This window comes from Psychrobacter sp. P11F6 (assembly GCF_001435295.1).
In the GTDB taxonomy this organism is placed as follows: Bacteria; Pseudomonadota; Gammaproteobacteria; order Pseudomonadales; family Moraxellaceae; genus Psychrobacter.
This window is the reverse complement of record NZ_CM003594.1, coordinates 1,493,025-1,511,863: the sequence shown is the minus strand read 5'-3', so window position 1 is coordinate 1,511,863 and position 18,839 is coordinate 1,493,025. Positions and strand designations below refer to the sequence as shown.

The following is an 18,839-nucleotide window of genomic DNA, read 5'->3' as shown; positions in this document are numbered from 1 at the left end:
AGGTTGAGGGTTTTTTATTGTCTTCTTTTTGACTTCATTGCTGTTGATGCCAAAGCAATAAAGTCAACTAGTTACTAATTGACTTTATTGACCACTTGCAATGGCAAATGCTTCATTGCTTGACCGACGATAGACCACGGTAGACTTGGTACACAAGCTTCATCGACTCCAGCCTCAATCGCTGCAACGATGGATTTGGTGCCCGTATCTGCATCCACTTCAAACGGTAGTGGTTTGGCATTTTCATTAATTTCAGTACGGATATAACCTGGATAAATGGTCGAGACTTTAATGGGCAATTTGGTTAATAACATATCAGCACGAATGCCTTCTGCCAGATGAGCCAGACCCGCCTTACTTGCGCCATAAGCGGTCAAATGCTTAGGCAGTCCACGCATTGCTGACATGCTTGATATCACCACCAGATGACCGCTGTTTTGTGCGCGGAATATATTCATCGCCGCTTCACATTGCGCGAGCGCAGAGACAAAGTTAATCTCAACGGTGCGGCGGTTGGTATCGAAGCGCCCTTTACCAATACGGCGACTATCCCCGACGCCCGCATTGACCACCACACGATCGATATGACCAAAGTCAGTTGCGAACGCATCAAATACATCGAATATGGCATCATAGTCACTGACATCTAATGCTCGATATTCAACACGAATATCAGGATACGCTGCCATCAGCTCTGCTTGTAGACTTTCTAGACGGTCGGTACGACGCGCGCAAATCGCCAAATTATAGCCAAGCTTGGCAAACAATCTTGCCATGCCTTCGCCCAGTCCTGAGCTGGCACCCGTGATTAATACTGTTTTACCACGACCAATCTGCTGTTTACTTAAACCTTTTAGGTATCGTGCGGGCTGAATCGCGCTAAATAGCTGATTTTTACTTTGTTTGGCGCTTTTAGTGACTAAATTGATCAATTTATTTTGCATAGAACGTCCTGTTTACATCCATATTATATGAAGTTGACAGTCTATAATATCGCAAATTGATAAGTGCGGCTTGTCTGTCATAAAAATACACAAAAAGTACTCAACAATTATCATAGCCGATTTTAATAACATAAAAACCGGCTACGTGTTTAGAATAGCCATTTTATCCTGATGTTAATCATTGCTTAATTATGACCTTGATGTCTTACCGCCATCACATGCTATGTTATCGCCACGTCAAGAAGCGTTTGCCATCAGCAAATAAGTGACTGTATTCATTTAAAGACAATAGCCGTGTACTCTGCGCTTTTAAAGTAATAGACGTCACGCCCGTATTAACCAAGTTTTTATTAATTTGATACGCAGTCTGACTGCCTTGTTGTAATAACTGCGCGGTAATAGCCGAAATAATGCCGCCCGAAGTAAACACCAGCACCGTACTATCACGCTCTAAATTCAGATTAGCCACTTGCAAACGCACTTGCTCAAGCGCTTGTTTTGCCCGCTCATTAAATTGTGACCAGCTCTCAATATAATCACTGTCATTGTCACCTGCATGCCAGCGCTGCATTGCGGCATCAAACAGCTCCGCTAAACGCATAGACGGCACTTCTGCTTGCGCAATCTCAGCCGCAATAGCACCTTTACTCATAAAAGCAGGATTAGACTTTATAAACACGTCTTTATGATTAAATTCATCAAATTGTGGCAGTACATAGCTATCCGGCGCACTTATATCGATCGCAGGCTTACTAGAGATATCGCTATCAACAAATGACTGATAACGCTGCCAAAAATGATGTGCAGAGTCTTGCTGTCTAACCAAACTACCAGTAAAAATCGCATCGATTCGACGCTGAGTCGTCGCGTAATGCTGACCTAGCATCTGCGCTTGCTTGCCACCCAGCTCTGAGAGTTGATCGTAATTCTCTTGTCCAAATGACGCTTGACCATGACGGGCCAAAAGTATGGTTGTCATAAAATATTGCCTTATTAATCGCACTCTTATAATTTTTAAAAGCCCTAGATTTTTAATTTTTAAGCTGCTTACTCTTCAGCTTTAGGTGCGCTTTGTCCAAAATAGCTCTTTGGTAAGATACCTTTAATCACAGTCTGTATAGGACTTGGCAACTGCTCAATCATCGCAGCATCAACACCCATATCCTGTAGATGTGGCTGTACTCGGCTAGTAAACAAAATCTCACCTTCATATTGAGCAATCAGTTTAAGACATTTGGCATGTAATACGTGCACAATAATCCAGAAATTTTTAAAGGCTGGATTGGTCGTTTGTTTATGATAGTAGCGATAATAAATTTGTTGAACGATACCCGCTAGACGGAATAACCCGAACACTTCATAAAACGTCCAGTTGTCTATCTCTAGACCTGTCTGCTCAAGATAATAAGCAACCACCTCATCGCGAGTCATCATGCCTTTTAAATGGGTGGGCTGACGGCGTGACTGCTGCATAATGATGTTGTCATCTTCTTCAATCCAATACGCCAATGCGCTGCCCAAATCCATCAAAGGATCGCCCAAGGTCGCCATTTCCCAGTCGAGTACGCCGATCACCTTGGTCGGATCTGCTGCATCCAAAATCACATTATCAAAGCGCCAATCGTTATGAATGAGACAAGTCTTACTGTCAGCAGGCGTATGCTTACCAAGCCATTGACGTACTAAGGCAAAACTTGGGACGTTAGGTGTTTTGGCTTTGACATAACGCTTGTCCCAACCTGCAACTTGGCGCTCACAGTACCCTTCGCCGCGACCTAAATTGACCAAGTCAGGATGCGCTTTATAATCGACTTGATGCAATTCAATCAAAGCATCAATAACATTGGTACATAATGCACGCGTTTGCTCTTCATTTAAATCGATGCCTTTTGGCAAATTGGCACGAGGAATGATACCTTCCATACGCTCCATGACATAAAAGTCTGCACCGATGACGGACTCATACGTACATAGCGCGACCATTTTAGGCACATAAGGATAAGCATCTTTTAAGGATTTTTGAACCGTATATTCGCGCACCATGTCGTGTGCTGATTTTGCTTTGGTGCCTTTTGGTGGACGGCGTAAAATTAAATCTTGGCTTTTACTTTTACCTTCGCCTTCATATTGCAAACGATAGGTCCAGTTTGATGCACCACCTGAAAATTGAGTAACGGTAGGCTCGCCTTCTATATCGACGCCTTGAGCACGTAGCCATGAGCTGACCGCTTTGGCATCAAGCTCTTCGCCCTCACGAACCTCGCCGCCTTTATCTAAGATTTTATTAGCTACTTCTTTGACGGTAGTGTTGCTTTGATTAGCAGTTGCCATAAGACATTCCTTATCGTGTGGTCAAATATGTTTTATCAGTGAGTATAGGGATGAAAATTCACTATTAACGGTGTAATAGTGAATTTCAATGAGAAATTAAGTTAAGCAGATGGTTATTTAAATCAGTTTCTATAAGTTTATGAATAACTAAACTTAGGATTTAGCAGATTTAGAAGGACGAATAAAACCCTGACGCTTTAATTCTAACTTAGCAATCATGGTTTTATGCACTTCATCAGGACCATCGGCTAAGCGCAATGCTCGAGCTTGGGCAAAGAATGCAGGTAGCATCGTATCTTGGCAAACGCCCATGCCACCATGAATCTGAATCGCCATATCAACCACTTCTTGTAGCACGGTTGGCGCAACCACTTTGATAGCTGAGATTTCAGTCAATGCTGCTTTTGTGCCTTGCGCATCCATTTTTTGCGCTGCATATAGTGTCAATAAACGCGCTTGGTCAACCTTAATACGTGCCTCAGCGATACGCTCAAAGTTACCACCCAGTTGTAATAATGGCTTACCAAAAGCGGTACGCTGCATGCCGCGCTTAACAGCCAGCTCTATCGACTTTTCGGCAGCGCCAATACAACGCATGCAATGGTGAATACGACCTGGTCCTAGGCGACCTTGTGCAATCTCAAAGCCCATACCTGCACCACCGATAAAGTGACTGACGGGCACACGTACGTTATCAAAGCTGACTTCACCATGGCCATGCGGCGCATCATAATCGCCAAAGACTTTGAGCATACGCTCGATGTTGACACCCGCTGTCTTTGCTGGGACCAATACCATCGAATGTTGATGATGACGGTCTTTATTCTCATCAGGCGTGTACGCCATTACAATCAAAATATCGACCGCAGGGTCACCCAGACCCGATGACCACCATTTACTGCCATTGATAATAATCTCATCGCCATCAACCACAGCTGTCGCTTGCATATTGGTCGCATCACTGGAGGCGACATCAGGCTCAGTCATACAAAATACCGAACGCGTTCTACCTTCTAAGATTGGTGTGAGCCATTTGTCTTGCTGCTCCTCAGAACCATAGCGCCATAACAGCTCCATATTGCCGCTATCAGGGGCATTACAGTTAAACACATAAGGCGCTAATAAACTGCGTCCAGTGAGCTCGGCAATCGGTGCATAATCGGTCACCGACAGCCCTGCCCCTAGCGTGTCATCTGGCAAAAATAAATTCCATAGACCGGCTTCGCGTGCTTGTTTACGTAGGCTCTCGTACTTTTCTGGCCATTGCCAATTTTTCCAATTACCGTCTGGGTTTTGCGCATGACAATCCGCCCAAAACTGTGCTTCTATTGGCTCAATATGGGTTTCGATAAATGCTTTGACTTTGGCGTGCATGGTTTGACCATGTTCGGTGGCAGTAAACATCAATGTATTTTCAGACATAGCTGGCATCCTTTTCCTTGCTGATGGTTAATGATTTTCATCACGTTCACATAAAGCTTTTATAAAAAGCCCAATGCTAATTTTATAGTGTACGTGCGTATACTCTGTTCTGTATGCCACATTTATAACACAGCATTTATGAATAAACAGCAAAAAGGCGCGACCCGCTAGGACACGCCTTTTACAAAATACAAACAATGCATCTATTTAGATTGGAAAATTGAAAATTACTTTAGGATATTTAAACGGCTATTAAAATCAAAGCGTGCTAGCGCATCTGGTAGTTTATCAATCGCCATATTCACGGTGGCCTCTGCCGCTTGTGACAATCCCAACTTTTCGGCCAGCGTTGGCTTTTGACGTGAATGCAGCGCATAGACTTCATTGTCTTCCATACGCTCTAAAATATAGCTGTCTGAGGTTTGCAAACTGTCAATTAAATTCAATTTTAGCGCATCTTCGCCATACCAATGCTCGCCTGTTGCTACTTTTGCGACATCCAATGCTGGACGATAGGTATTCACGAAATGTTTGAATAACTCATGCGTTTGCTCCAGCTCTTCTTGGTATTTGGCACGGTCGTCAGCGTCATTTTCACCAAACATAGTGACAGTACGTTTATAGTCACCAGCGGTAAACATCTCATAATCGACGTCATGATTTTTTAGCCATTTATGAAAGTTTGGCAACTGTGATACCACACCGATTGAGCCAATAATGGCAAAGGGCGCAGCCACTACGTTATCTGCCACACAAGCCATCATATAACCGCCACTGGCCGCGACTTTATCAACACAAACCGTTAGTTTTAAACCAGCCTCTTTTAGACGTGCCAATTGCGCTGCTGCCAAACCATAACCATGAACCAACCCGCCGCCTGATTCAAGACGTACCACGACTTCATCGCCTTTATTTGCGCTGCTGATTAATGTGCTGATTTCTTCGCGTAAATGCTTGACTGCCGTGGCTTTGATATCACCGTCAAAGTCGAGAACGAAAACTTGTGATTTATTATCACTGTTTTTTTTCTTATTTTTGCTTTTTGCCTTCAATGCTTGCTTGGCTTTTTTAGTCATTACTTTTTTGAATTGCTTAAGCGCGGCTTTACCTTGAGTTGCCTCCATTAAGTCTTCACGGCGTTGTTCTTGGCTTTTATTTAGATGAACAACTTGTAGCTCAACAGGGTTCTTAGCAGGGTGAAAAAGCATGAGTAGCATTCCTTACATGATTAGAATAATTTTAATAAGATTTTATAAGTGAGCCTGATATGTGCACAGTGGCTGATATTTTCAAGCAAAATGACAATATTTAACCCAATGCAAATGTTACTGAATAAATACGCCCATTACTGATACTTTCCTACCCTTTGATTGGACGCCACTGGTTGTATAACAAGGGCAGATTAGGCATAATATGCGTTTACATCAAATTTTCTGTAGCCAACGTGATGACCATTTGTCTTAATCGCGGTGTTTGTGCGTTTTTAGCGGATAGCTTGAATCGTACAGCAATGGCTGCATTATTGTATTTCGAATTGGGCTGACAACTGGATAATTATATTATGACGCAAAGCACTATGACGCATAGCGAATATCGAGACGAATATTGCGGAGCCGTAACCGAAAGCTTCATCGATCAAACCATCAGTATCGTAGGCTGGGTACATCGTCGTCGCGATCACGGTGGCGTGATTTTTTTAGACATGCGTGACCGCGCGGGTATCTTGCAGGTCGTCGTTGACCCTGATACACCAGAAGCCTTTGCTACTGCTGATGCGGTACGTCCTGAATATGTGCTAAAAATCACTGGTCGCGTACGTCAACGCTACGCGGGTACTGAAAACAATAATATGACCAGTGGTCAAATTGAGCTGTTGGGCAAAGAAATTGAGGTATTGGCGAAATCTGAAACACCGCCTTTCCCATTAAATGATGAAAAAACCACGGTATCAGAAGACTTGCGTTTAAAATACCGCTATCTTGATATGCGCCGTCCGCAAATGCAAGAGCGTATGGTTTTCCGTGCTAAAGCCACGTCAGCCATTCGTCGTTACTTAGATGACCATGGTTTCTTAGACGTTGAAACCCCTATCTTGACTCGTGCAACGCCAGAAGGCGCGCGCGATTACCTTGTGCCATCACGCACACGCCCAGGTAACTTTTTCGCCTTGCCACAATCACCACAACTATTTAAACAGTTGCTGATGGTGTCAGGTTTTGATCGTTATTATCAAATCGCTAAATGTTTCCGTGACGAAGACTTACGTGCTGACCGTCAGCCTGAATTTACCCAAGTGGATATTGAGACTTCTTTCTTAAATGAAGAAGAAATCATGAACATCAACGAAGGTTTGATTAAGCATTTATTCAAAACCATGATGGATGTTGAGTTTGAGCAATTCCCACGCATGACTTACGCAGAAGCTATGCGTGACTATGCCTCAGACAAGCCTGACTTACGTATTCCATTAAAACTCATCGACGTTGCTGATTTAATGAAAGACGTTGATTTTAAAGTATTTGCCGGTCCTGCTAACGATCCTAAAGGTCGCGTTGCTGCCCTACGCATCCCGGGCGGCGCGTCATTAAGCCGTAAGCAAATCGATGCTTATACCAAATTCGTTAGCATTTATGGTGCACGTGGTTTGGCGTATATCAAAGTCAATGACGCCAGCAACATTAATAGCGGCGTCGACCAAGAATCTGGTCTTCAGTCTCCTATCATCAAGAACATGACTGATGACGTATTGGTCAGCTTGATTGAGCGTACTGGTGCAGAAAGCAACGATATTATTTTCTTTGGTGCGGATAAAGCCAGTGTCGTCAATGACGCAATCGGCGCACTACGTCAAAAAATTGGTCTAGACCTTGAGATGACTACTTGTCAGTGGGCGCCACTTTGGGTCACTGATTTCCCAATGTTTGAAGAAACTGACGATGGTCGTTGGACGTCAATGCATCACCCGTTTACTAAACCTAAAGGTTCTGTTGATGAATTGAAAAACAACCCAGAATCTGCCCTTTCTATCGCTTATGATATGGTATTGAACGGTACAGAAGTTGGCGGTGGTAGCTTACGTATCAATACCTTTGATATGCAGCAAGCGGTACTTGATGCTTTAGGTATCGGCGAGCAAGAAGCTCAAGACAAGTTTGGCTTCTTACTTGACGCCCTAAAATTCGGTGCGCCGCCGCATGGTGGCTTGGCCTTTGGTTTGGATCGTCTGATTATGCTCATGGTAGGCGCAGACTCTATCCGTGATGTTATCGCTTTCCCGAAAACCAAAACTGCTGAATGCCCACTGACTCAAGCACCTGCTGAAGTCGATAGCAAACAGCTACGTGATCTTGGTATCCGTGTGCGCGAAAAAGCACAGGCTGACACCAACAAACCTGCGCAATAAATGGTCTAACGATGTCCGGATATTTTTCTCAGTACTTATTACGTGATTCATCACCGTGTGAATGGTTATGAATCCGTATCACATTTTTAAAATCGTGCCATTGTCTGTCTTGCAGATACTGGCACGTTTTGTTGCGTGGGTGATTATCAAGATACCCAATTTGAGTATCATGCGTACAGTCAGTATCAATATGGCGTTAATTGCGCCTAAGCTGACTGATGTGCAAAAACAAGTGTTAACCAAAGAGATTATTTATCACCAGTGTTTGACCAGTATTGAATCGATCAAAAGCTGGGCCATGCCACCTGAGTGGAGTATCGCTCAGATTCGCGACGTTCATAATAAAGACATTTTATTAGAAGGACTTGCTAGTTCCAACGGCATGCTCGCTATCGTGCCGCATCTTGGTACGTGGGAGATGATGAACGCTTGGCTCAATCAATTTGGTTCCCCAACCATTATGTACAAACCTGTTAAAGGTGACATTACCAACAACTTTGTGTTACAAGGGCGTTCAAGACTTAATGCAACCTTAGTACCAACCGATGGTAGCGGCGTCAAAGCCATATTTAAAACCCTCAAACAAGGGGGCTTTAGTATCGTCTTACCCGATCATGTTCCTGATCCTTCGGGCGGCGTGGTTGTACCCTTTTTTGGTATTAAAACGCTAACCAGTACTCTTGCTTCTAAACTTGCTAGTAAAACCAGATGTGCCTTGGTCGGCTTATCTTGTATTCGCCGTGACGATGGTCGTGGATTTGACATCTATTGTTATAAGCTCGATGATCCAGCACTTTATGATCGTCATGCCGAGACCGCCGCTTATGCACTTAACCAAGCCATGCAACAGATGATTGAAGAAAAATGCAGTCACTATATGTGGGGCTATCGACGTTTCAAACACATTCCCACATTAGGGAATCCTTACAACGTTGATGAAGAAACTTTGGCCAAATTCATTCTTGACAACAAACTGGCTAACGATCAAAACGTTCATGATACAATCACGCGCGCTGGCCATGAACAATGACATTACAATTAGCCAAACGTTTAGAGATATCGTGAATCCTAGCTGTGATAATATTGGCTGACTTTTGTATCCTTAGACGTTACTAAGGCGTGTCCTCAGTTCAATCGATCGTCTTATATATGGATTAGAGATGGCTAAATTTTGCTAAACAGCGTCAAATAGTCAGTCAATAGCTCAATATTGTCTGCGCTACTTTCTTGTTTGGCGACAATTTATCTCATTTTCATCACCATGTTAAAAATGAGAACACGCCCTAAATATTTTTTATTTATATTAATATGAGTGCATTATGGCAACTGACGTAACCAATACCTCATCGACAGACCACACGCATGCACGCAGCAGCACTGCTGAGCAGCGTTATGTTATCTGTATGAAATGGGGTGACAAATACGGCGCTGAGTACGTCAACCGTCTTTATAATATGGTCAGTCGCCATTTGACCTTAGACTTCCAAATGATCTGCCTCACTGATGATAGTAGCGGTATCGACCCTGCTGTGACTTGCCATCCTATTCCAGAGATGGATTTGCCTGCGGGGCCTGAGCGTGGTTGGAAAAAACTCACGACTTTCAAACCTGAACTATATGGTCTTAAAGGTGTGGCTTTATTTTTAGATATCGACATTGTTATTGTTGATAACATAGATGCCTTTTTTGCCTATCAAGCTCAGCACAAAGACAGCGTGGTGATTATCCGTGATTGGAAAAAACCGTGGCGAATGATTGGTAATAGCTCTGTTTATCGTTTCAATATTGGCATGAACACCTATCCTGATTTGCTCGCAAACTTTGAGCGTAACTTTGCCACCATTCGTACCCAAGTGCGCCATGAGCAGGCTTATCTGTCTAACTATTTACGTGAGCATCATCATTTAGAGTATTGGGATAAAACATGGTGTGTCAGCTTCAAGTACCAATGCATCGCCCCTATTCCCTTTAACTTTGTGCGTGCACCTACTCTGCCGGATGGCGCAAAGATTGTCATCTTTCATGGTGAGATTAATCCGCCAGATGCCATCAATGGTAGCGGCGGCAAGTGGTATCGTCATGTTAAGCCAAGCCCTTGGCTAAAAGATTATTGGCGATAAACCCATAGGAAATACCATGAAAGCAGATGATGAAAAGCAAATAGATATTGTGATTGCTTGGGTAGATGGTGATGAGCCACTGCTTAAACAAAAAAGAGCGCGTTATCAGAAAACAACCAGCGCGGCATCTGATGCTATCAGCTCAACACGTTTCGCCAGTAACGATGAAATATATTACAATATTGCCTCCATCATAAAATACGTACCTTTCTGTCGACATATCTATATCGTCACCGACCAACAGCAACCGGAACTGATTGAAGCATTTGCTGAACAGAATATTTGTGCAAAAGACAAGATACGTATCATCGATCATAAAGACCTCTTTGCGGGCTATGAGCAGTTTTTGCCTACTTTTAACACGCGGTCTATTGAAAGCATGCTATGGAATATCTCAGGTCTGTCTGATTATTTTATATACATGAATGATGACTTTTTCTTCAACCAACCTGCTGTTATTACAGATTTTTTAGATGACGACACGATTATCATTCATGGTCATTGGCGAAAAAACACTCTTCTACAAGCCAAACTCCAATATCGAAAATCTCTACAAAAATTATCAGGCAAAAAAGTTCAACCCAAACATACGATTGCCCAAATGCTCAGCGCTAAAATCTTGGGGATGAATCAGTTTTTTGAAGTGCACCACTATCCCCATATTGTCGATAAGAATATTTTAAAAAACTATCTTTTGCATCACCCTCAGCTATTGATTGAGCAAATTCAATATAAATTTAGAGATGTGGCTCAGGTAAATCCCATTACCTTAATGAATCACTTAAAGATTCAACAAGGAAAAGCTTGTCTCAAGCCGCCCGTAGCAATCAACTATCTAAAAAATGAAAACGGTGTTGAGGATTTTTTAGCAGGTTTACAAAAACAATCTGTCAAATATGGCTGCATACAAAGCTTAGACTTGCTGGACTCTGACTCCCGTAGCAATATTACCGAGGCGATGATTCAGAAGTTTTCCCAGCATCTGCCATCATCGTTATTGCTAAGTCTCACTAAATAGAATCAATCTTATAATAATAAAAATATAACCTTGGAATTTTTATGAAAATAACAGTAGTAGGTACAGGCTATGTCGGTTTATCCAATGCTATGTTACTTGCCCAGCACAATAAAGTAATCGCTGTCGATGTCATAGCAGAAAGAGTGGAGATGTTGAATGCCAAACAATCTCCTATTGAAGATCCAGATATTGAAGATTTTTTACTCAACAAACCCATCGATTTCACAGCCACTTTAGATGCCAAAGCAGCTTACAAAGACGCAGATTTTATTATTGTTGCTACCCCTACGGATTACGACTCAAAGACCAACTATTTTAATACCCAAAGTGTTGAAAGCGTCATTGGAGAGGTGCTGAGTGTCAATAAAAATGCGCTAATCGTTATAAAATCAACAGTGCCTGTCGGCTATACCAATGATATTAGAAAACGATTTTTGACAGATAACATCATTTTTTCGCCTGAATTTTTACGCGAAGGCAAAGCGCTATACGACAATCTTTACCCTTCGAGAATTATCGTCGGTGAGCAGTCGGAACGTGCGAGACAATTTGCAGATTTGCTCTTGGAAGGTGCAATAAAGAAAGACGTTCCTCAGCTATTTACTGAATCTACTGAAGCGGAGGCCATTAAATTATTTTCTAATACTTATTTGGCGATGCGTGTTGCCTATTTTAATGAGCTGGATACGTATGCCCAGACTTTTGGGTTAGATACCAAGCAAATTATTGAAGGCGTAGGATTAGACCCGCGTATCGGCAATCATTACAACAATCCATCGTTTGGCTATGGTGGCTATTGCTTGCCTAAAGACACCAAACAGCTATTGGCAAATTATGATGACGTCCCGAGCAACCTTATCAGAGCTATTGTTGACTCTAATAGCACTCGTAAAGATTTTATTGCCGATAAAATCATTGAAAAGCAACCAAAAGTCGTTGGTATCCATCGACTAGTAATGAAAAGTGGCTCGGACAATTTCAGAGCGTCTGCTATTCAAGGCATTATGAAGCGTATCAAAGCAAAAGGTATCGAAGTGGTTGTCTATGAACCCGTGTTAAAAGAAGAAGAGTTTTTTAACTCAAAAGTCATTAAGGATTTGGACGCATTCAAAGCCATGAGCGATATTATCGTGGCGAACCGCTTATCTGCAGACATACAAGACGTGTCGCATAAAGTGTTTACTAGAGATTTATTTGGGAGCGATTAATGAAGATTTTAGTGACTGGTGCCGCAGGTTTTATTGGCTTTCATTTAATTAAAGCATTGCTGGGCAATGATTGCTTTATCGTTGGTATTGATAACCTAAACTCGTATTATGAGGTCGCGTTAAAAAAAGACCGTCTCAAAATTCTAAGCGAACAATCAAACGAAGATACTTTTAGATTTATCACCTTAGATCTGGCTGATCGTGAAGCCATGGCCAGTTTATTCGCTGAACATGGCTTTGATATCGTGATTAATCTCGGTGCACAAGCGGGCGTGCGCTATTCTATCGAAAAGCCACATGAATACATTGATTCCAATGTGGTTGGATTTCTGAACGTGCTTGAAGGTTGTCGACAGACTCAGGTAAAACATTTGGTATACGCCAGCTCTAGCTCTGTATACGGTATGAATATCAAGCAGCCTTTTAGCACTGGAGATCGTGTAGATTATCCCATTAGCTTATATGCTGCGACCAAAAAATCCAACGAATTAATGGCACATACTTATAGTCATTTATACAATATCCCCACGACAGGGTTACGCTTTTTTACGGTCTATGGCCCTTATGGTCGCCCTGATATGGCCTACTTTTCATTCACCAAAAAAATATTAGCAGGCGAGCAGATAGATGTCTATAACAATGGTGAGATGCAACGTGATTTCACCTACATTGATGATATTGTCGAAGGCATCACTCGTATTATTGATAAAATCCCAAAACCACAACAATCTTTTGCGACCACAGCGATAGCGCCTTACCAAATCTATAATATCGGTAATAACCAACCCGTAACGCTGCGCCGCTTTATTACCGCGATTGAAAGTGCATGTGGTAAAAAAGCCAAAGAAAACTTGTTGCCCATGCAGCCAGGTGACGTCCCAGCGACTTATGCCGACATAGACGAGCTAACAGCCGACATTGGCTTTAGACCCGAAACCAGTATCGAAGATGGCATCTTGAAATTTGTAAATTGGTACAGAGCCTATTATTTAGAAGAACCAAAAGAATCACAGCAAGCATAAAACTCGATAAGTCGTAGAATAGATATAGCAAGGAAGAGTCAACCTATGAAGACATTGACATATTTGATTAATTTAGATGGAAGCGATACGCGTCTAGAGAGCGCAACTCAGCAGTTAGAGCAAATAGAGTGGCCATTTGAAAGAATACCAGCCTATGATGGCCGCGGTAAAAATTTGTCTGATTTTGCAGATTATGATGACTCTCAAGCCAGAAAAAATCTAGGACGTGGCTTATTAAGCGCCGAAATCGGCTGCTATCTAAGTCATTACAACTGCGCTGAACAATTTTTGCAGACGGATGCTGATTTTTTGGTTGTACTAGAAGATGATATGACATTGTCTACCAGCTTCAAGACAATCGTCAATGAAACCCTAGCGTTTTTATATGCTCATCCAACGTTGGACTGGTACTTGATAAATCTTGCAGCAAAAAAGAAAAAGCTTGCTCGGGATATCGTGAGCTTTGATAAACATACATTATGGCACGCCTATTATTTCCCTATTCGTGGTCTTGGCCTCATTTGGTCACGTAAGGGTGCTGAAGCATTTATAGCAGCCGCCAAACCCATCTCTATGCCCGTCGATATATTTTTCCAACAATGGCTGAGTGACAATGGGAAAGGTTTGGGGGTTTGGCCTGCATTGGTACAGCCCTTGGGACTTGACAGTGATATCTTAGGAACCGAGGCTTCGCAAAACATAAAACGCAAAGACAAAGAAAATAGAGACTTGTCCTATAATATAAAAAAACAGAAAAGAATGTGGCAAAATAAAACCACGGCTGTTGCCAACTTATACCTAAACAAGTAGTTTATATTTTATGAAAAATATTGTAATAAGTTTAGAATCTGCGGTAGAGCGCAGAAAGCATATAAACGAAGAGTTTGGCAAACATAAAGTAGATTTTGAGTTCTTTGATGCGTTAACTCCAGATTTGGCTCATGCTTATGCTCAAAATTTGCCCATTAATTTAGAAAACATCGCTTTGACTGGTGGCGAATTGGCATGTTTTATGAGTCATGCTTCCGTTTGGCAACAAATGATTGATCAAAATATACCGTATTTAGCCATTTTTGAAGACGATATATATTTAGGTGAAGATGCAGAAGCGCTATTAACCACCACGAGTTGGATAAAACCTGACTGGCATATTATTAAAACAGAAGCTTTTTCCGAAAAAGTTTTTTTGTCCTCCAACTCCTCTGATATTGTCTCAAATAGGCGGCGTATTGCCCAATTAAAAGGGAAAAATTTAGGTACCGCCGGTTATATTTTGTCGTTACGTGGTGCGCAAGTATATTTGGACTATATCTCAAAAAACAAACTGCGACCGCTTGATGAGTTAATGTTTGACGATTTTATCAAACATGGCGCTGAACCCGTCTATCAAATGATCCCTACTATATGCATTCAAGAAATGCTGTTAAATAAAGGCAATCCCTCGCTCCCAAGCGCCCTAATTACAGATCGTCAAGGTCGTATGAAGTCAGAGAAAAAACCTGCTATGTTTAAAGCGAAGCGCGAAATTAACAGGATTGGGATGAAACTTAAGAAATCCATATTTGCGACAGAAGTAGTTTTTAAATAGCATTTTTTATCGTTAAATATTTTATTATGATAATAATTTTGGAATGGGAAAGTAATGACGGAAGATAATAAACCATCTGTAGCCATATTATATATTGCCACTGGTCGATATACCGTTTTTTGGGATTACTTCTATTGCTCTGCTGAAAAACACTTACTTCCCAATAGTAACAAACACTATGTTTTATTTACGGATGACCTAGCATTAATCAGCAGGCAGACTGACTATCCGAATGTCACAATGATAAAACAAGAGGCTTTAGGATGGCCTTATAGCACATTGATGCGCTTTAAATTCTTTTTAGGGGCAAAGTCTATTATTGAAAAGTATGACTTCATATTCTACTTTAATGCCAATACAGAGTTTCTTTCTGATATCACTGAAGATGAGTTGTTGCCTCTCGATCACCATGAGGAGCTGAGTCTCGGCGTCCAGCCTCATATGTTTCATCTCAATAAACGTGCCTACACTTATGATCGTAACCCTCAATCACAAGCATATATTCCCTATCATAAAGGAAGATATTATTTCACAGGTGCGTTGAATGGTGGGAAATCTCATGCATATTTACAGATGTGCGAAACTCTCAACCAAAACACAGAATTAGATTTAAAAAATAACGTTATTGCACTATGGCATGATGAAAGTCAATTGAACAAATTTGCATTAGATCGTACAGACATTAAAGTTCTACCACCCTATTTCACACGTGGAGAGCACGAATACTGGAAAAAAAGCTCAAAAATAATGTTTTCGGATAAAACACATTATCGATTTGGCGGACATGCTTATCTAAGAGCTGAAACAAATGACAAAATTACAAAATCTGACTGGGAACAGAAGAATGGCAAACGTCGAAGAAAGCTCAACACTCGATTCAAGCAATATATCGCCTCACTTTTTTTCTGATAGTGAGAGCCATAAACAGCTTAAAAAGAAAAAGAAAAAGCCTTATCGTTATCTATATAACTTAATCACCCCACACAGCAAACGCAAAGCGTTCGAAAAAGAGGCCAATCTTGAGCAACAAAACCAAGTAGCCACGTGTTGGGCATCTTTTATTGAGCTATATTACAGTGACAAGCTAGAATTTTTTTCATTACAGTCAAAAAGAGAATTTTATGATGAAAAAATAATTTGGCAGTATTGGGGTCAAGGCATTAATGAAAATCAATTGCCTGAATCAGTTAAATTATATTTCAAATCGATAGACAAACACTGTCCAGACTATAAAATAATTCGGCTAGATGACAGTAATATTAATGAATATCTGGATCTACCTAGATTTGTTTGGGATAAAAAAACACTCTCAGGATTTAAACCGGCATTTTTTGCAGATTTATTACGCCTAGCATTACTTGATGTTTATGGCGGCGTTTGGTTAGATGCAACTATCTATCTCACCGAACCTTTGCCTAATATGTTACAGGATAATGGTTTTTTTATGTACCAGCGCGCCACAGACGCACATAATAAACAACAATGGCATAAATTTAACAGCTACTATTTTAACTGGGATAGTAAGCACAAGGTAAACTTACTGAATAGCGTTATCTTTGCTCACAAAAAAAATCCGGTCATTCATACGTGTTTGGATTTAATGTTAAACTTTTGGAAAACGCAAGAATATATTCCTCATTATTTTTTCTTCCAAATCTTATTTGACACGCTAATTAAGGGCAAACTTGCACAGTATCAATGCCCTATCATCGATGATACTAAACCTCATTTATTAGTTGCTACTTTGCATAACCCTTATGCTGAAGCCGATTATCAAAACATAGTCTCACAAGCTGGCATCCATAAAATGTCTTATGTTAAACAAGTCAGACCTGATTCGTACTATGAATACTTATTAAAAAATACTTAAATACAGCTTTATTACTAATGCGGACTGTCACTATAATATAAATCACCTTTTTCTTTTGCTTAGACTATTCATTGAATTTTTTATATGACTAACTGAGATTTATTATGATTTTAATTCAAAATCTAAAAAGAATAGATGCAGGCACTCAGAAGTATATATATGAGCACCCATCTGATATTGATAAGATTATCAAAATAATGAAGCCTGAGCATGCGACATATAATGGTGGTAGAAAGGGGCAGCATTACTTGCGCGGTCATCATTCTCAGGGCATATACAAACAGTTTCGCAGAGAGATATTGCAATATCTACAGCTTTGTAAGAACAACTATGGTCAGCAACGATTTACGTTTCCAATGGAAACCGTATATGGCTTTATCGCAACGGATAAAGGGTTGGGCCTAGTGGCGGAAAAAGTCATAGACCCTAGCGGCTCAACCATGACACTTTATGAGCTTTCTAATACCAATATTTTTAATGACACACACGCAAAGGCGTTAGATAAATTTTTTGATGAGTGTTGTGAATTGCATGTAGTATTGGGTGAAGTTAATATTGCTGGCATTATGTATACCCAGCACAGACAAGGTATTCCTGAGTTTGTATTGGTTGATGGCATTGGTGAAAAATTATTCATTCCTTTTAGGGCAATAAGTAAAACGATTAATAGCCATAATGTTCGAAAGATTGAAAAAAAAATAAAATCCAAAATTAGCTATTATTCTACTCAGCATTAGAATTATAACCATGATAGTTATCAATGTGACCTTTATTTATTCGCAACCAATTTATAAATACAGCAAAAGACCCAAGACAACTACGTTGTTTTGGGTCTTTTATTAAATTCTACTACCTCATGAATTAGTCTTAATCAATAAAACTTAACCAATCCATATACTGCTCATTGCGACCATGAACCACATCAAAGTACAAGGTTTGTAGCTGCTCAGTCAAAGGTCCACGTCCACCATTACCGATAGTACGATCATCATATTCACGGATAGGCGTCACTTCAGCCGCCGTACCCGTCATGAATATCTCATCTGCCAAATAAAACTCATCACGAGTGATACGGCGCTCAACGACTTTGATACCTAGATCATCGGCAAATTGAATGATAGTACGACGAGTGATACCGTCAAGTGCACCGCCCGCTAGATCTGGCGTATGCAATACACCATCTTTTACTAAGAATAAGTTTTCGCCAGCGCCTTGGCAGACGTAACCCTGCGGATCCATCAAGATAGCTTCGTCATAACCATTACGAGTAACTTCTTGGTTTGCCATGATGGACACTGGATAGTTGCTCGAGGCTTTTGCCTTACACATGGTCACATTGGTCATATGATGAGTAAATGACGAGGTTTTTACACGGATACCGTTTTTGATACCCTCTTCACCCAGATAAGCGCCCCAATGCCAAGCAGCAACCATTGCATTGATACTGTTATCACGTGACGATAAACCAAGCTTTTCTGCACCAACCCAAATGAGCGGACGAATATAGGCTTCTGCCAAGTTGTTTTGCTTGACCACATCTTTGTGCGCCTGCTCCAGAGTCGCTGCATCAAACGGTACATTCATTTGAAAGATTTTCGCGGAACCTAACAGGCGCTCTGTGTGTTCTTTCAGACGAAAAATAGCGGTGCGATTATCAGCGGTTTGGTAAGCACGCACACCTTCAAACACTGCCATGCCATAATGCAAGCTATGTGTGAGCACATGGACTTTGGCATCTGGCTGTTCAATCATTGTGCCATTCATCCAAAGCTTACCATCTTGTGTTGCCATATTCATTTTATAATCCTTATGTTAGCACTAACGGCTATTTTTTTAGGTATAGTCGACGCACGTATAAATGCTTCGACTAGAGGTTTTGTTTAATCGTATTTATCAACATCATATGATAACAC

General features: G+C 41.1%; 17 protein-coding genes. 11 read left to right on the top strand and 6 right to left on the bottom strand.

From position 1 onward, the window contains the following. Positions 1-74: 74 nt before the first annotated feature. From AK822_RS06255 to sohB, 5 genes are all read right to left on the bottom strand, one after another. Entirely contained in the window at positions 75-944 is an 870-nt protein-coding gene (locus AK822_RS06255; protein WP_087945578.1) for an SDR family oxidoreductase, read from the bottom strand. Between the two features lie 226 nt (positions 945-1,170). Further along, positions 1,171-1,923 (bottom strand): histidine phosphatase family protein, encoded by a 753-nt coding sequence (locus AK822_RS06250; protein WP_060490964.1) that lies wholly within the window; start codon positions 1,921-1,923, stop codon positions 1,171-1,173. A 68-nt stretch (positions 1,924-1,991) separates the two neighbouring features. Further along, entirely contained in the window at positions 1,992-3,275 is a 1,284-nt protein-coding gene (locus AK822_RS06245) for a phosphotransferase family protein (protein ID WP_060490963.1), read from the bottom strand. 153 nt (positions 3,276-3,428) lie between these two features. Then, the gene (locus AK822_RS06240; RefSeq protein ID WP_060492194.1) at positions 3,429-4,679 is read right to left on the bottom strand and encodes an acyl-CoA dehydrogenase family protein; all 1,251 of its coding nucleotides are present in this window, start codon (positions 4,677-4,679) and stop codon (positions 3,429-3,431) included. Positions 4,680-4,924: 245 nt separating this feature from the next. Next, positions 4,925-5,905: a protease SohB gene (gene sohB / locus AK822_RS06235; protein ID WP_060490962.1), complete on the bottom strand. Its 981-nt coding sequence runs from the start codon at positions 5,903-5,905 to the stop codon at positions 4,925-4,927. 368 nt (positions 5,906-6,273) lie between these two features. Between sohB and aspS the strand changes: the two genes are divergently transcribed. From aspS to AK822_RS06180, 11 genes are all read left to right on the top strand, one after another. Further along, positions 6,274-8,100, top strand: a complete 1,827-nt coding sequence (gene aspS, locus AK822_RS06230) for an aspartate--tRNA ligase (protein WP_060492193.1) — start codon at positions 6,274-6,276, stop codon at positions 8,098-8,100. A 67-nt stretch (positions 8,101-8,167) separates the two neighbouring features. Then, positions 8,168-9,130: a lysophospholipid acyltransferase family protein gene (locus tag AK822_RS06225; protein ID WP_060490961.1), complete on the top strand. Its 963-nt coding sequence runs from the start codon at positions 8,168-8,170 to the stop codon at positions 9,128-9,130. Positions 9,131-9,503: 373 nt separating this feature from the next. After that, positions 9,504-10,220: a glycosyltransferase gene (locus AK822_RS06220; protein ID WP_372885560.1), complete on the top strand. Its 717-nt coding sequence runs from the start codon at positions 9,504-9,506 to the stop codon at positions 10,218-10,220. Between the two features lie 16 nt (positions 10,221-10,236). Beyond that, positions 10,237-11,238, top strand: coding sequence for a Stealth CR1 domain-containing protein (locus tag AK822_RS06215; protein WP_060490959.1), 1,002 nt, complete (start codon positions 10,237-10,239; stop codon positions 11,236-11,238). Positions 11,239-11,279: 41 nt separating this feature from the next. Further along, positions 11,280-12,446 (top strand): nucleotide sugar dehydrogenase, encoded by a 1,167-nt coding sequence (locus AK822_RS06210; RefSeq protein ID WP_060490958.1) that lies wholly within the window; start codon positions 11,280-11,282, stop codon positions 12,444-12,446. Then, complete coding sequence (locus AK822_RS06205; RefSeq protein WP_060490957.1) at positions 12,446-13,468, top strand: NAD-dependent epimerase; 1,023 nt, start codon at positions 12,446-12,448, stop codon at positions 13,466-13,468. Before AK822_RS06210 ends, AK822_RS06205 begins: the two co-directional genes overlap by 1 nt. 45 nt (positions 13,469-13,513) lie before the next feature. Continuing rightward, on the top strand, positions 13,514-14,278 hold the full coding sequence (locus AK822_RS06200) for a glycosyltransferase family 25 protein (protein WP_060490956.1): 765 nt from the start codon (positions 13,514-13,516) through the stop codon (positions 14,276-14,278). 10 nt (positions 14,279-14,288) lie between these two features. Continuing rightward, a complete protein-coding gene (locus AK822_RS06195) occupies positions 14,289-15,056 on the top strand; it encodes a glycosyltransferase family 25 protein (RefSeq protein ID WP_060490955.1) in 768 nt (255 codons plus the stop codon). A 54-nt stretch (positions 15,057-15,110) separates the two neighbouring features. Further along, the gene (locus AK822_RS06190) at positions 15,111-15,965 is read left to right on the top strand and encodes a glycosyltransferase family protein (protein ID WP_060490954.1); all 855 of its coding nucleotides are present in this window, start codon (positions 15,111-15,113) and stop codon (positions 15,963-15,965) included. Next, positions 15,901-16,926, top strand: coding sequence for a capsular polysaccharide synthesis protein (locus AK822_RS06185; protein WP_060490953.1), 1,026 nt, complete (start codon positions 15,901-15,903; stop codon positions 16,924-16,926). The genes AK822_RS06190 and AK822_RS06185 overlap by 65 nt, the downstream gene beginning before the upstream one ends. 104 nt (positions 16,927-17,030) lie before the next feature. Next, positions 17,031-17,663 carry a YrbL family protein gene (locus tag AK822_RS06180; RefSeq protein WP_087945577.1) on the top strand — a complete coding sequence of 211 codons (633 nt, stop codon included), beginning with the start codon at positions 17,031-17,033 and terminating at the stop codon, positions 17,661-17,663. Between the two features lie 130 nt (positions 17,664-17,793). Here the strand turns inward: AK822_RS06180 and AK822_RS06175 are convergent, their stop codons facing one another. Continuing rightward, positions 17,794-18,723 carry a branched-chain amino acid transaminase gene (locus AK822_RS06175; RefSeq protein WP_055124135.1) on the bottom strand — a complete coding sequence of 310 codons (930 nt, stop codon included), beginning with the start codon at positions 18,721-18,723 and terminating at the stop codon, positions 17,794-17,796. Between the last annotated feature and the right edge of the window lie 116 nt (positions 18,724-18,839).